Consider the following 14474-nt stretch of genomic DNA (forward strand, 5'->3'; position numbering starts at 1 on the left):
TCGGGCGGCTTCCGTAGGAAATGTTGAGGGTGTTGCCGGGACTCCTAGACGGTGGCCGGAACGGCCTGGCCCTTTGTTTCCTCGACCTCGTGGTGATGGGCGATCATGGTGGTCTCGTCGAACGGCTCTTCACCCGAGAGCACGCGCTCAACCTGGCCGCCGTCGATTTCCTTCACCCAGGTTCCGATGAGGACCGTTGCCACGGCGTTGCCTGTGAAGTTGGTCAAGGCGCGGGCTTCTGACATGAAGCGGTCGATGCCGACGATCATGCCGACGCCACCGAGCAGTTCCGGCTTGTGGGCCTGGAGGCCTGCGGCCAGCGTGGCCAGACCGGCACCGGTCACACCGGCTGCGCCCTTGGAAGCGATGATCATGAAGATGAGCAGTGAGATCTGGGCTCCGAGGTCCAGCGGCGTTCCCATGGCGTTGGCAACGAACAGCGACGCCATGGTCAGGTAGATCGCGGTGCCGTCGAGGTTGAATGAATAGCCCGTGGGAACGGTGACGCCAACAACAGGCTTGGAAACACCCAAGTGCTCCAATTTTGCGATGAGGCGGGGAAGCGCCGCTTCGGAGGACGATGTGGAGAAGATCAGCAGGTATTCGCGGCCCAGGTACTTCATGAGCCGGAAGATGTTTACGCCTGAAACAGCCTGCAGCAGCCCACCCAGGATCACAACGATGAAGAGTGCGCAGGTGACGTAGAAGGCCGCCATAAGCGTGAACATGCTCACGATAGCCGCAAAGCCGGTGGCGCCGACGACAGCAGCGATAGCACCGAAGGCACCGACCGGAGCAAGCCACATGATCATGATGAGGATCCGGAACACGACCGCCTGGCCATGGCCGATTGCCTTGAGAACGGGAGCGCCCTGGGCACCCATCTTCTGCAGTGCGAAACCGACGAGGATAGCGGCAAAGAGAGTGGGCAGGACCGGAATGTCGCCCGGAATGATGCCCAGGAGGAAGGCGACAGTGCTGTCTACTTCAGCCTTCTTGTTGGGGTCGTACGGCGCCAGCTTCAGGCCCTCGCCCGGGTGGATCAGGTTGCCCACCACCAGGCCGATGCCCAGGGCGAATGTCGACATGATGACGAAGTAGCCCAAGGCAAGGCCGCCGACCTTGCCAACCGTTGCAGCCTTGGCGATGGAGCCGATCCCCAGCACGATGGTGCAGAAGATAATCGGAGCGATCATCATCTTGATCAACTTGATGAAGCCATCGCCCAACGGCTTGAGCGATTTTCCAACTTCGGGAAACAGCAAACCGACGAGGGCGCCCAGGATAACGGCGGCGATGACGGCAATGTAAAGGTAATGGGATTTGTCCAGCCCCTTGCGGGCGGCCTTGGCAGGCGCTGCTGACTCTCCTCTTTGAGAAGCCATGATGTGTCTCCTTATGGATAATCTGGAAGACGTTCGGCACAGTCTCTGAGCTCTTCACGTCGGTCCGGTGTGATATCCATCATTGGGTACATAGTGATGTGGCTCACCGTTGCGTTCATATTGGTCATGAAAGGTACCCATGAGGCACAAATGGAGCATTGCCCGCAGGCTGTTCGTGGCGCACCTGCTGTTTGTGCTTGCCCTCACCGCGATCGTAGGCACGGCAACGTTCCTTGATGCGCGCGATCATGCTTATGCAGAGGCGGGACGGCGGATGGCTGGAGTGGCGACGGCGATAGCAGACAACCCGCTGGTCCTGGAGGCGGCGGCCACACCGGATCCCACAGGCACGCTCCAGCCATATGCACTTAATGTCATGAGGGACGCCGGCGCTGATTTCATCACCATCATGGCTCCTGACCGGACCAGGTGGACCCATCCCCGGGATGAAGAAATCGGGCGCCCTTACATTGGCTCCATTGACGCCGCCCTGGCCGGGAGTGTCTACACAGAAGTCACCGCCGGGACACTGGGCCCCTCAGTGCGCACAATTGCGCCCGTCAAGGATGCTGCGGGAAACGTCAAGGCCCTGGTTTCGGCCGGCGTAACGGTGCGGACAGTGGATGTCGCGGTTTCGGGGCGCCTGCCAGCCGTTCTGGCGATCGCTTTCGCGCTCCTGGTGGGCGGTTCGGTGGCGTCGTGGCTCCTCGGAAGGTATTTGCGCCGGGTCACCCGCGGCTGGGGGCCCGAACAACTCGCGCAGCTCTTCGCCTATTACGAATCTGTCCTGCATTCAGTCCGCGAAGGAGTCATCCTGATTGACAGCAAGGGCAAAGTGGTGATGTACAACGACCAGGCAGCGGAACTCCTGGGGCTGACCCCAAGGGAAACTGACGGCGATCCGAGCGATCCGCCGTCGCTCTCTGAGCTGCCTTTGGCGTCAAGCCTGCAGACATTGTTCGAATCGGGAAGGCTGGCCCACGACGAAATTCATCTGACGGGCTCCCGCATCCTCGTGGTAAACCAGGGTCCGGCACTTGGGCCACCCTCCCAGGGCCGCCAGCGCGACCAGGTCTTCGGCACAGTGGCCACCATCCGTGACAGGACGGAAATTGAGTCCCTTGGTTCCGAACTGGAAACCATGCGGACATTATCTGCTGCCCTTCGTTCCCAGACCCACGAACACGCCAACAGGCTGCATACGCTGGTCTCCCTGATGGAACTGGGACGAACGGAAGATGCCCTGGATTTCGCCACCAAAGACCTCGAGCTCAGCCAAAAGCTCACTGACGAGTTGGTTGATTCCGTTGAGGAGCCTGTTCTCAGCGCGTTGGTTATGGGTAAAGCCGCGGAGGCGCACGAGCGCGGCGTCGAACTGGTCCTTGACGCAAAGGGGTCAACAGAGCTTGCCGGCCTTGCCGTCCAGGATCTGGTGACCATCCTCGGCAATCTGTTGGATAACGCCATCGACGCCGCCGCTGAAGCCCCCTCCCCCAAACGCGTAGAGCTGGCTTTGCACTCCACCGGGGAGAGTCTGGAGATCACCGTGCAGGATACTGGTAGCGGAGTTGATCCACGATCTGTAGATGACGTTTTCAGTTATGGTTTCAGCACCAAGGCACCCGGCAAGTACGGTCGGGGCATCGGACTGGCACTGGTCCGTCAAGCAGTCCAGCGTTTGGGTGGAACGTTGACCATCACCAACCCGGGCGGTGCGCTTTTCCGCGTTGTTCTGCCCTCGGGTACTAAGGAGCAGTTTTGAGCGATATCCGCGTGCTCGTCGTCGAAGACGAACCAATCGCCTCCGCTGCACATGCCGCCTATGTGCAACGTCTCGACGGATTCTCACTCGCAGGGACAGCCCCGGACGGGCAGTCGGCGCTCCGGCTCCTGGCGGAGTTTTCCGCTGCCGGGAACCAAGTGGAGTTGGTGCTCCTCGACATGAATCTGCCGGACCTTCATGGGCTGGACATAGCCCGCCGGATGCGGTCCTCCGGCCTGTTTTCCGACATCATCGCCATTACCGCCGTACGGGAGCTGAACATCGTGCGCAGCGCCGTCGCGATTGGAGTAGTCCAGTATCTGATCAAGCCGTTCACGTACGCCACCTTCGCCGAGAAGCTCACAAACTACAGACTCTTCCGCGAGCAGCTGGCATCATCTGACGACGGAAAAACCAAAACCGGGGCCTCCCAGAGCGACGTCGATCAGGCCTTCGCAAGCCTGCGGACACCGTCGGAACTCCAGTTACCCAAGGGTTTGTCCGTATCCACGTTGGACTCGGTCAAGGACTTTCTCCGCAAGGAAGATGCTGCTGTATCCGCCAGTGAAGTGATGGACGAGCTGGGAATGTCCCGCGTGACTGCCCGGCGCTACCTGGAGTATCTGGCGGACGCAGGATCGGTATCGCGAGCGCCGCGATACGGAGCGCCCGGGAGACCCGAGAACGAGTATCGCTGGACCCGCGGCTGACCGAGCCGCAAGGTTCCCTCTGTATACAAAAGCTGTTGCCGATACGAGAACTCCGGTTCTTTCTCCCGATACCGCCCCTTTTGTGTATACACTGAAGGTAAATCAGGATGAAGGCGGGGTGATCATGCGGGCCAGCGATCGGGCTTATGAGGCCCTGCGCGACGACATCATCGAGTGGCGCCTTCGTCCAGGCACCGTGCTCGGAGAAGTCGAGCAGTCGGAGCGCCTGGGCATCTCGCGGACACCCCTCCGGGAAGCCCTCGGCCGCCTCACCGCTGAAGGACTGACGACGGCGTCAGGAGGGCGCGGCGTCGTCGTCACCGACATTTCACTGAAAAATATCGACCAGCTGTTCGAACTGCGGGAAACCCTGGAAGGACGGGCCGCTGCCCTCGCTGCCGAACGCGGTGATCCCGCCGCGTTTCAGAAACTCCACGCAGAGTTCATGGGTGCTCCCGCTTTGATTCAGGCCGATGACCCTGCCCGGCACGACTACTACGGTCTGGTGGGGCGCCTTGATTCAGCGATCGACTCAGCCATAACCAACACTTACTTCGCACAGGCCATGCGCAGTTTACGCGTACATCTGGTGCGTGTCCGGCGGTTGGCAGCCGACGACGCCGGCCGGCTCACCTCCGCCGCTGCCGAGCACGCCGCCATTGCCGAGGCTATCGCCGCAGGCAATCCCCGCCTCGCCGAAGCGGCCACCATGCTCCACCTGCACCGCAGTCTCTCCCACGTCAAAGCCACGCATACACCTCTTTAGAAGGAGCCCCATGGTCAAGGAACACCACGTCCGCGTTTACCGGAGCGAGGAAAAACTGCCCCGCGAAGAGCAGCTGGCCCACAAGATCGCCCTGGTTGCGGCAGATCCCGTCGCTGTGGCCGATGACGTCACGGCCATGGTGATCAACAGGATCATCGACAACGCCTCCGTTGCGGTTGCCTCCCTGAACAGGGCTCCCATTGTGGCGGCAAGGGCCCAGGCACTGACCCACGGTCCCAGCACCGGTGGCAAGGGAGCGAAGGTGTTCGGGATTGACGAGCGGGTCTCCCCCGAGTGGGCTGCCTGGGCTAACGGCGTGGCGGTTCGGGAACTCGATTACCACGACACGTTCCTGGCCGCTGACTACTCTCATCCCGGCGACAATATCCCGCCCCTCCTGGCCGTGGCCCAGCACGTTGGCTCCAGCGGGCAGGATCTGATCCGGGGGATCGCCACCGGGTACGAGATCCAGGTAAACCTGGTGAAGGCGATCTGCCTCCACAAGCACAAGATTGACCATGTGGCCCACCTTGGCCCCTCTGCCGCCGCCGGCATCGGCACCCTGCTGGGGCTCGACGTCGAGACCATCTTCCAGTCAGTGGGCCAGGCACTCCACACCACCACAGCCACCCGTCAGTCCCGTAAGGGCGAAATCTCCACCTGGAAGGCCCACGCCCCCGCCTTTGCCGGCAAGATGGCCATTGAAGCCGTGGACCGTTCTATGCGGGGCCAGACCTCGCCTGTGCCGATCTACGAAGGCGAAGACGGTGTCATTGCCTGGATGCTCGATGGCCCCGAAGCCTCCTACCTGGTGCCGTTGCCCGAGGCCGGTGAAGCCAAGCGGGCCATCCTGGACACCTACACCAAGGAACATTCTGCTGAATACCAGGCCCAGGCGTGGATTGACCTGGCACGGAAACTTCACGTCGAGCACCCTGAAGTAACCAATCCGGCGAACGTGAAATCAGTGTTGATCAAGACCAGCCATCACACGCACTTTGTGATCGGTTCCGGAGCCAACGATCCGCAGAAGTACAGCCCGGATGCCAGCCGCGAAACCCTGGACCACTCCATCCCCTACATCTTCACCGTCGCACTGCAGGACGGCAGCTGGCACCACGTGGATTCGTACGCACCGGAGCGGGCTCGCCGCGCGGACACTGTTGAACTCTGGCTAAAGGTCAGCACCGTCGAGGACCCCGAGTGGACGCGCCGCTACCACTCCCTGGATATTTCCGAGAAGGCGTTCGGCGGGTCTGTGGAAATCACCCTCACCGACGGATCCATTGTCACCGATCAAATCGCCGTCGCTGACGCCCATCCCCTGGGCGCCCGGCCGTTTGCCCGCGAGCAGTACATCACCAAGTTCCGCACTCTCGCTGCAGGGCTGGTGGACGAAAAAGAAATCGACCGCTTCCTCGACGCCGCCGCAAGGCTTCCGGAGCTGGCCGCCGGAGAGCTTGACCAGCTGAACATCACTGCGGCTACTGGTGTCATTGATTTCGCCGCGGCACCGAAGGGACTGTTCTGAGTGCTGTACTCCCACACCACCCCCGAGCAGAAACGGATCCGGCTCCGCGAACTCCTGGCGTCAGGAACGATCCAGCAGTTCCCCGGAGCCTTCAATCCCCTTTCTGCGAGACTGATCGAGGAGAAGGGCTTTGCGGGGGTCTACATCTCAGGTGCCGTACTCGCCAATGACCTTGGCTTGCCTGATATCGGCCTCACTACCTTGACGGAAGTAGCCACGAGAGCAGGCCAAATTGCCCGCATGACGGAGCTTCCGGCCATTGTGGACGCAGACACGGGTTTCGGCGAGCCAATGAATGTTGCCCGCACTGTCCAGGAGCTGGAAAACGCTGGCCTGGCCGGGTGCCACATTGAGGACCAGTTCAACCCAAAACGCTGCGGACACCTGGATGGCAAGAACGTAGTGGACCTCGACACCGCCACCAAAAGGATCCGGGCCGCAGCCGACGCCCGGCGCGATCCGAACTTCCTGATTATGGCCCGTACGGACATCCGCGCAACTGACGGCCTTGAAGCTGCCCAGGACCGTGCCGTAGCCCTGGTGGAAGCCGGCGCCGATGCGATCTTCCCGGAAGCCATGAAGGACCTGGGCGAGTTCAAGGCCATCCGGGAAGCCGTGGACGTGCCGATCCTGGCCAATATGACTGAGTTCGGCAAGAGCCCGCTGTTCACGGTTGAACAACTGCAGGCAGTCGGCGTGAACATAGTGATCTATCCCGTGACCCTCCTCCGTAGTGCCATGGGTGCTGCGGAGCGTACGCTGGAGACGATCAAGGCTGACGGCACCCAGGAGGCACAGGTGGAGAGCATGCTCACCCGAGCGCGGCTGTACGACCTTGTGGACTATGAGGCCTACAACCGCTTCGACACCGGTGTGTTCAACTTCCAGATTCCCGGAAAGAACTGACACCCGGATCCCACCGGTTTTGCCGGCCCAGGAGGGCCAATAGCGTCTCAAAGAAACAAAGGAGTTTTCAGCATGGCTGCAGAAGAGATCAAAAAGGGCCTCGCCGGCGTCGTGGTGGACACCACCGCAGTCTCAAAGGTCAACCCGGACACCAATTCGCTCCTCTACCGGGGATATCCGGTACAGGAACTCGCCGCCAGGTGCAGCTTCGAGGAAGTTGCGTTCCTGCTCTGGAATGGTGAGCTCCCCACGCCCGATGAACTTGCTGGGTTCAAGGCAAGGGAGCGCTCGGGCAGGGCACTTGACCCGGTCGTCAAACAAGTTATCGATGCCCTGCCCGCCACCGCGCATCCCATGGACGTGTGCCGGACTGCCACATCGGTGATGGGTGCCCGCCACAGCCTTGCCGAGGACTCGTCCCGGGAGGCCAACATGACCAAGGCAATCGACCTCTTTGCCGCAATGCCGGCCGTAGTTGCCTACGATCAGCGGCGGCGCCACGGCCAGGCGCTCGTCGAGCCGCGGGAGGATCTGGGCTACTCGGCGAATTTCCTGTGGATGGCTTTCGGTGAAGAGTCAGTGCCGGAGGTGGTGGAGGCGTTCAACGTCTCGATGATCCTGTATGCCGAGCACTCCTTTAACGCCTCCACGTTCACCGGGCGCGTCATCACGTCCACACTGTCCGATCTTCATTCTGCTGTCACAGGTGCCATCGGCGCCCTCAAGGGCCCTCTTCATGGCGGCGCCAACGAAGCTGTTATGCACACCTTCGATGAAATCGGCATCCGTCCGGAGGAGTCCCTGGAAGAAGCGGCAGTCAGGGCTAAGACCTGGATGGAAAACGCCTTGGCTCAAAAGAAAAAGGTCATGGGCTTCGGCCATCGCGTGTACAAGCATGGCGATTCCCGCGTGCCAACGATGAAGGCAGCGCTCGACAAGATGATCGCGCACTATGGCCGGCCGGAGCTCCTGGGCCTCTACAACGGCCTTGAGTCGGCGATGGAGGAGGCCAAGGGCATCAAGCCGAACCTCGACTACCCGGCAGGGCCTACGTACCACCTCATGGGCTTTGACACCGCCACGTTCACTCCCCTGTTCGTGGCCAGCCGCATCACCGGCTGGACCGCGCACATTATGGAGCAGGTGGAATCCAACTCCCTGATCCGTCCGCTCAGCCTTTACAACGGTGCCGAGGAACGGCACGTCCCGTAGTTCCTGCTATTCCACGTACGACGCCGGCCCGGTTACCTTCACAGGTGACCGGGCCGGCGTCGTACTGCTTGAGTGCTGCGCTAGCCGTTGATCTTCAACGACGTCACGATCCGCTTCAGGGTCTTGAACTCTTCGGTCTCCATGTAGGCACGAGCCTCTTCCATGGAGTAGAACTTCAGGTCGGATGCGGCCCCGGTGTTATAGTTCTGGGCGAAGAAGTACTCGCCAGACGGAAGGCCGCTAACAACATTCTGGGGATCGCACGTGGTGCCATTCACGCCCCAGCTCTCGTCAGCTATGCCGAGGTTGGCACTGTAGGGCGCGTACATCCCGGAGTTTGTATACGCGCTGTTGTCCCAGACCCGGAAGATAAACTGTGGCGGAATGGCCCGCTCCCCCTGCCTGCTGCTCGGGAAGGACATAGGGGTGCTGTCCAGGACCGTAAAGGGCGGGCACGGGGAAACAAGATTAGGTACATTGCGGGTTTGTCCGAAGCCCAGGGTGAGCAAAGTGCGGCCCTGCTCGTTGACTACATCCGAGTAGCGTCCGTCCTCCCGGCTGGCGATGGTCCAGTTGTCCGGATAGTCGAAGCTGCCAAGCCCGTTCTGACTCGTGTAGTTCTTCCACGTCACCGGCTTCTTCACTGATCTCAACTCGAGCGAGATGAGCATCCGCTTGATGTCCTTGTACTCTTGCGTTTGCATGTAGGCCTCGGCCTCGGCAACGGAGGCAAAGGTCATTGGAGCGTTCTCTCCGTCCTGTTGCAGTGACCACGTATCCCCAAAGGTGACAAGCGGAACGTCTTCCGGTCCGAGAAAGTTGTTGTAAAGGGCGCAGACAGCCGACGGAGGAACTAATTCACGATCGTTCAGAGCCATGGTTCCATACACTTTGTCGGACTGGATGATCCGGAAGGCAAACTCTGAAGGGCCCCGGGGAATCTCTTTCAGTTTCGCCGCTTTCTGCGGAATGTCCAGGACCACAGAGTCCAGCGTGTAGTACGGCTTGGGCTCGGGGCACATGTAACCGGCAGCGTGTGGTGATTCCTGCATTTTGCCCATCACCTTGCCTGCCTCGTTCAGCACCACGATGTTGCTGCCCCAGTACCCCGACGCGAATCCACCCTCGACAGGTGTTTCCTGGACGGTCCAACCCACCGGGTGCTCGAAGGTGGCTTGGCCTGAGGCGTCAGTGAACTTGGTCCAGGCGACGGGGGCCGCCGTCGGCGTGGGGGTGGGGGTTGAACTGGGAGTAGCGGTTGCAGTCGACGCCGGAACCGTCGTCGCTTCATTCGAAATTTCGACAGTAGCCGTGCTGGCGGGTTCGGGAAGTGCAGTCAGCGCACCCAGGTTTGTGGTCACGAGCACTCCCGCGGTCACGGCTGCGGCAGCGATGGTCAACAGGCCGGCAAGCCTTGCCGGCCGGCGACGGGCCGCGTCAAGGGAAGCGACCGGCGGAAGGGTATCGGTAAATGCTGCCGGCTCCGAAAACATCCGGCGCAAGGCCTCTTCCCCGTCCGGAACGGGGTGCGGATCCGATTTCATCGGGTCCGTACCTGAAATCAAATTCTTGATCGGATCCATGTTAGGCGCCCATCTTCTGTGTGACGGATTCGGTGCTGGCGGGTAGGAGTTTCCGGAACGCAGTACGCGCACGGTGAAGCCGGACCTTGGCTGCGGATTCACTGCATCCCAGGACGGCGGCGATTTCCGCCATGGTCAGCGCGTCCCAATAGGCGAGCTGGAGAATGTCCCTGTCCTTCTCGCGCATGGCATCCATCGCTTCCTGGACGGGAGCGTTGTCGTCGTCCGCCGCGTAGCGTGTTCGGACGTTGTGTTTGAGCTTGTCCTGCAGGGCCTGCTGCCGCTCGCGGCTGCGATAGGCATTTCCGATAAGGTTCCGGGCGATGGTCAGTAACCAGGTGACGGCAACCCCGACGTTCTCGTCCTGCTTCTGCCAGGCAACCCGAAACACATCCGCGGCCAGTTCCTGCGCGAGCTCAGGATCGTTCACTCTTCGCTGGACGAACGTGTAGACGCGCGGATAGTTGTCCTTGTGAAGGGCGATAAACGCCAATTCGCGCTCTGAAAGCACGCTTTCCCCCTGTGAAACGTAGTGTCCTGACCCGCAGGCTAAATGTGTAGTTTCCAGCCCGAAGGGGATGGTTACAAAAACTCGGAAATTGTCACCGCAGATTGAACTGTCTCGTTGTCCGGGTTGAGCGTCACCACAACGTTGACGTCACCCTTGGTGAGAGCGAGCGGAAGCCAGTGTTCGGCGTCGGCCCACATCCGCTCCAGCGGCAGGGATTCAAGCAGAAACCATTCGGGGATGATTTCAATGCTTTCGGCCGGCTCTCCTTGCCAGGTACGGGTCGTAAAGAGGATTGCCGACATGTTCCAGAGAGGACGGGCCGGAAAAACAAAGTCGACTTTGCCTGCAGGCCGCAGATCGGATTGGAGAACGGTAATTCCGGTTTCCTCGTAAACCTCCCGGCACACAGCTTCAGCTGCCGACTCGCCGGGTTCGATATGGCCTCCCACACCGACGATCTTGCCGGTCCCGAAGCCGGTCTTCTTGAGCCCCAGCAGCACCTCTGTGCCTACTCCCTCAAGATCGCGGAGGAGGAAGCAGAGCGTAACAGGCGCGGAGGTCATACCCCCAACAATATCCCCGGCTTAGCCGAGCGCGCGGGGATGCGCCGCTGCGTAAATTTCGCGCAGGGTATCCGCTGTCACCAGCGTGTACACCTGGGTGGTGGTAACTGAGGCGTGGCCGAGAAGTTCCTGGACCACCCGCACGTCAGCCCCGCCTTCCAGAAGATGGGTGGCGAAGGAGTGCCGGAGCGTGTGCGGTGAGACGTCCTTGGTGATCCGGGCTTTCTCTGCCGCTGCTTTGAGAATGGTCCAGGCGCTCTGCCTGCTGATCCGCCCTCCCCTCGCATTCAGGAACAAGGCTGGAGTCCCTCTCCCCTTGCCCGCCAGGAGGGGGCGTCCCCGGACCAGGTACGAATCAAGTGCCCGTGCACCAAAGGAACCCAGAGGCACCAGACGTTCCTTGGATCCCTTGCCAAAAAGACGCACGATGGCCGGCCCCTCGTCCGCTCCTTGCAGCGAGATATCGTCGACGTCGAGCCCCACTGCCTCACTGATGCGCGCACCAGTGGAGTACAGGAACTCCAGGAGCGCGCGGTCGCGCAGGCCTGTGGGGGTGTCTGTTGCCGCTGCCTCGAGAATCCGCGTTACTTCTTCCACGCTGATGGCTTTGGGGAGCCGCTTGCCAGGCATAGGCGGGTGCACATCACTGGCAGGGTCCGCCGTCGTCGTTCCTTCAAGCGCCCAAAACTTGTGCAGCCCGCGTACCGCAACCACTGTCCGCGCGGCCGAGCGGACACCGAGCACCGATCCCCCATCAGAGCCATCCGACAATGCCTGCACAAACGCCGTCACGTGCCGCCGCGTCACGTCGTCAGGGCGCGCGACGCCGGCCGACGCAAGGTAGTTGGCGTACCTCGAAAGGTCCCTCCGGTAAGCCGACAGGGTGTTTACCGCCAGTCCTCGTTCCACGCCCATGTGCTGCAGGTAGTCGGTGACACCCCGATCGATTGCGGACGGTGGCCGTGGCGTCTGTGAAGTGCTGTCCGGTGCTTCCGCCCCCTCAACCGTCGCAGTGTCGGACATCAGCGCTGGCTGGGGTGAGCCGGCCACGGTGCATCGGCCGGACGGAGGTGCTGAAAGTCATTACCTCTGCCAGCTGCAGCCGCAAGGATTCCGACGACGGCGGAAGGGTTGTGAAGGCGGCCATCCAGCACGGCTTCAACGGCCTCGTCCAGGGAGGTCCAGTGCAGTTCGATTTCCGCTTCCTCGTCAGTGCGGACGTGGAGTTCGTGGTGAGGTACAGCGGTCAGGTCCCGTGCAAGGTAGATGCGGATGGCCTCGCTCGAGGAACCTGGAGAATTAAAGAAATCAACGAGGACGTTCCAGGTTTCTGCGACGAGATCCGCCTCTTCGGCCAGCTCACGGGCGGCACCCACAACGAAGTCCTCGCCATGAACGTCCAGCAGTCCCGCCGGGATCTCCCAAAGGTCCATTCCCACCGGATGCCGGTACTGCTTGATCAGCAGCACCTCGCCAGCGTCGTTCATGGGCAGCACTGCCACCGCGCCGGGGTGGTCGATGTAATCCCGGGTCAGGGCATCGCCGTCGTCGGTCAGTTTGAAGCTGTCACTGACAACATCCCAGATGCGGCCCTCATAGACGGTCCGGGACGACAAAAGACGGCGCGGACTCGGTACATCCGAAACCTGCCGTGCAGCGTTGGGGGTTTCAGATATATGAGGCATCGCGCCGTCCTTTTGTCGTGCTGGGCTTACTTGGCCGGCACCACGCTGTCCGCTTTTTCCTTGCGGACCGGTGCCTCAGCACCCACTGTATTACGTTTTGTGGTGGCTCCCTGCTGGTGGTCCAGCGCAGCCTTCACCAGACCCGCGAAGAGTGGGTGAGGGCGGGTAGGCCGTGAGCTCAGCTCAGGGTGGGCCTGCGTGGCCACGTAGTACGGATGCGTCTCGCGGGGAAGTTCAACGAACTCCACGAGCTTGCCGTCAGGAGAGGTGCCTGAGAAGACGAGCCCTTCAGCAGCGATCTGTGCCCGGTACTTGTTGTTGACCTCGTAGCGGTGGCGGTGCCGTTCGCTGACCGTGGTGACGCCGTAGGTCTCTGCGATAACGGAGCCCTCGTCCAGCTTGGCCTCGTACAACCCGAGCCGCATCGTGCCGCCAAGGTCGCCCTTGCCTTCAACGATGTCGAGCTGCTCTTCCATGGTGGCAATGACAGGATGCTTGGAGTCGGGTTCAAACTCGCTGGAGGAAGCGCCTTCCAGCCCCACCACGTTGCGTGCATATTCAATCACCATGCACTGCAGCCCCAGGCAGAGGCCCAGGACCGGCAGCTTGGTCTGACGTGCGAAAGTCAGGGCGCCCAGCTTGCCTTCGAGGCCGCGGATTCCAAAGCCGCCGGGAACACAGATCGCGTCGACGCCGGCGAGGGAAGTTATTGCACCCTCCTGCGTCTCGCATTCGTCCGATGGAACCCAGCGGATCTTTACCTTGGTGTCGTTCGCAAACCCGCCTGCTCGGAGGGCCTCGGTCACCGAAAGGTAGGCGTCCGGAAGGTCAATGTACTTGCCCACAAGCGCAACTTCGACCTCGTGCTTGGGATTGTGTACAGCTTCCAGAAGCTTGTCCCAGCTGGTCCAGTCCACGTCCTTGAACGGCAGGTCGAGGGCTCGGACAATGTACGAGTCCAGGCCCTGGGAATGAAGGGTCTTGGGGATGTCGTAGATGCTGGGGGCATCCGGGGCGCCAATGACCGCGTCAATATCGACGTCGCACATGCGGCCGATCTTTTCACGCATGGGCTGCGGCACCTCCCGATCCGACCGGATCACGATAGCTTCCGGCTGGATGCCGATGGAGCGCAGCGCGGCCACCGAGTGCTGGGTCGGTTTGGTCTTCAGTTCCTGGGACGGACCGATGTACGGGACCAGGGAGACGTGGAGGAAGAAAACATTGCCCCGGCCGATGTCCTGCCGTACCTGGCGTGCTGACTCCAGGAACGGCTGGGACTCAATATCGCCGACGGTCCCGCCGATTTCGGTGATGATGACGTCAGGGGCATTCTTGCCCTCGGACGGCAGCCGCATGCGCCGCTTGATTTCGTCCGTGATGTGGGGAATGACCTGCACAGTATCGCCCAGGTATTCGCCACGGCGTTCCTTGGCGATAACAGTGGAGTAGATCTGCCCGGTGGTGACGTTGGCCGAACCCTCAAGGTTCTCGTCCAGGAAGCGCTCGTAGTGTCCGATGTCGAGGTCTGTCTCAGCGCCGTCGTCGGTGACAAAAACCTCACCGTGCTGGAACGGGTTCATTGTGCCGGGATCCACGTTCAGATAGGGATCCAGCTTTTGCATTGTTACAGACAAACCGCGTGCCCGCAGCAGGTGTCCGAGGCTTGAAGCCGTCAGTCCCTTACCGAGCGAGGACGCCACACCACCGGTGACGAAGATGTGTTTGGTCGTCTTGGACGAGCCCGGGAACCGGGAATTTACACGGGAATTTGATCGCTGCACCACGGAATTCGAGCCTATCATCAATTGCGCCTTCCACGGGTCCATCCGGTTGTTCCCCCAAAGCCTCAAGTCTCGC

The 14474-nt window shown here is 61.3% G+C and carries 13 protein-coding genes; 6 read left to right on the forward strand and 7 right to left on the reverse strand.

The genetic code is table 11. The annotated features are described in order from the left end of the window. Positions 1-44 precede the first annotated feature (44 nt). Entirely contained in the window at positions 45-1385 is a 1341-nt protein-coding gene (locus M1E05_RS13940; protein WP_458110902.1) for a cation:dicarboxylate symporter family transporter, read from the reverse strand. 139 nt (positions 1386-1524) lie between these two features. Here M1E05_RS13940 and M1E05_RS13945 point away from each other — a divergent pair, with 139 nt between their 5' ends. The 6 genes from M1E05_RS13945 (at position 1525) to M1E05_RS13970 (ending at position 8272) form a co-directional block, all read left to right on the forward strand. Further along, complete coding sequence (locus M1E05_RS13945) at positions 1525-3147, forward strand: sensor histidine kinase (protein ID WP_458110903.1); 1623 nt, start codon at positions 1525-1527, stop codon at positions 3145-3147. Next, on the forward strand, positions 3144-3857 hold the full coding sequence (locus M1E05_RS13950; RefSeq protein ID WP_309105647.1) for a response regulator: 714 nt from the start codon (positions 3144-3146) through the stop codon (positions 3855-3857). The genes M1E05_RS13945 and M1E05_RS13950 overlap by 4 nt, the downstream gene beginning before the upstream one ends. Positions 3858-3981: 124 nt before the next feature. Next, positions 3982-4623, forward strand: coding sequence for a GntR family transcriptional regulator (locus tag M1E05_RS13955; RefSeq protein ID WP_461163292.1), 642 nt, complete (start codon positions 3982-3984; stop codon positions 4621-4623). Between the two features lie 10 nt (positions 4624-4633). After that, positions 4634-6154, forward strand: coding sequence for an MmgE/PrpD family protein (locus tag M1E05_RS13960; protein WP_461163293.1), 1521 nt, complete (start codon positions 4634-4636; stop codon positions 6152-6154). Continuing rightward, complete coding sequence (gene prpB, locus M1E05_RS13965; RefSeq protein WP_461163294.1) at positions 6155-7060, forward strand: methylisocitrate lyase; 906 nt, start codon at positions 6155-6157, stop codon at positions 7058-7060. Positions 7061-7132: 72 nt separating this feature from the next. Further along, entirely contained in the window at positions 7133-8272 is a 1140-nt protein-coding gene (locus M1E05_RS13970; RefSeq protein ID WP_461163295.1) for a bifunctional 2-methylcitrate synthase/citrate synthase, read from the forward strand. Positions 8273-8352: 80 nt separating this feature from the next. Here M1E05_RS13970 and M1E05_RS13975 read toward each other — a convergent pair whose 3' ends face one another. The 6 genes from M1E05_RS13975 to M1E05_RS14000 form a co-directional block, all read right to left on the reverse strand. Continuing rightward, entirely contained in the window at positions 8353-9855 is a 1503-nt protein-coding gene (locus tag M1E05_RS13975) for a hypothetical protein (RefSeq protein ID WP_461163296.1), read from the reverse strand. Between the two features lies 1 nt (position 9856). Continuing rightward, positions 9857-10366 carry an RNA polymerase sigma factor gene (locus M1E05_RS13980; protein ID WP_461163297.1) on the reverse strand — a complete coding sequence of 170 codons (510 nt, stop codon included), beginning with the start codon at positions 10364-10366 and terminating at the stop codon, positions 9857-9859. 71 nt (positions 10367-10437) lie between these two features. After that, positions 10438-10929 (reverse strand): 8-oxo-dGTP diphosphatase, encoded by a 492-nt coding sequence (locus M1E05_RS13985; protein WP_458110909.1) that lies wholly within the window; start codon positions 10927-10929, stop codon positions 10438-10440. A 21-nt stretch (positions 10930-10950) separates the two neighbouring features. Then, on the reverse strand, positions 10951-11952 hold the full coding sequence (gene xerD, locus M1E05_RS13990) for a site-specific tyrosine recombinase XerD (protein ID WP_458110910.1): 1002 nt from the start codon (positions 11950-11952) through the stop codon (positions 10951-10953). Beyond that, positions 11952-12614: an NUDIX domain-containing protein gene (locus M1E05_RS13995; RefSeq protein WP_461163298.1), complete on the reverse strand. Its 663-nt coding sequence runs from the start codon at positions 12612-12614 to the stop codon at positions 11952-11954. Before M1E05_RS13995 ends, xerD begins: the two co-directional genes overlap by 1 nt. Positions 12615-12640: 26 nt before the next feature. After that, positions 12641-14419, reverse strand: coding sequence for a CTP synthase (locus tag M1E05_RS14000; protein ID WP_458110911.1), 1779 nt, complete (start codon positions 14417-14419; stop codon positions 12641-12643). Positions 14420-14474: the final 55 nt, after the last annotated feature.

This window comes from Arthrobacter sp. R4-81, assembly GCF_054792365.1.